1 pseudogene is annotated in these 719 nt (G+C 44.9%); it reads right to left on the bottom strand.

The annotated features are described in order from the left end of the window. Positions 1 to 593, bottom strand: a pseudogene (locus R7190_RS27375) (peptidase); the annotation flags it as partial. Positions 594 to 719: the final 126 nt, after the last annotated feature.

Raw genomic sequence — 719 nt, 5'->3', positions numbered from 1 at the left:
TCTAGGTAAGTTTTGCCAATCAGGATTGGCGCAGAGAACTGTTTGCGCGAGGTAAGGTTCACCACGGTATCTACCGTATGCCCAGCAATCGTCATCGGCATTTTTACGGTTGGACGCAAAATCGGTTTTTTGCTGGTGCGACTGCGGATAGCACTGATGCGCTCAAGATCGTCGGTTACCGTGATCTCTTTGCCAGTATAAGGATGCTGAATCGTGAAACTGACGGTGACTTGATAAGGTTCAAAACTGTTGGCTTCCCATTTGGCTTGCGTGCCACCTAAATCATCGACAATTGCCCACAGCAGTTTGTCATCTTTAAGATTTTTGTATTTGGGATTGCTGCTGCTTACGTGAATATTTTCTGCATGCATGGAGGTGGTGTCAGCGCCGGTATCAATTTTACCGATGAAAGGGACGTCACTTAGCTCAGGAATTTCGCTGTAATACACACTTTCGACCCGCCCTAAAACTAACTTATCATCAAGTTGATAGATGGGATCTTGCGTGGTTGCAGAGATGGATTGCGCCCAACCAAACGGGGCTATCAGGAGAGCACTAGAGAGTGCCAGAGCCAAAGACATTTTTTTCATCATGATTATCCGTGTGAGCCAAGGTATATAAAATTAGTCGCCAACAGAACTTATAAGTTCTCAATTTAATTACAGTTTTGACATAAATATGACTGATGTCCACCAGCGCCCGGTAAATTTTTGCGAAGC

This window comes from Vibrio sp. 1078-1, assembly GCF_033340475.1.
Note: the sequence above shows the minus strand (reverse complement) of the source record. Positions and strands in the feature narration are given on the sequence as shown.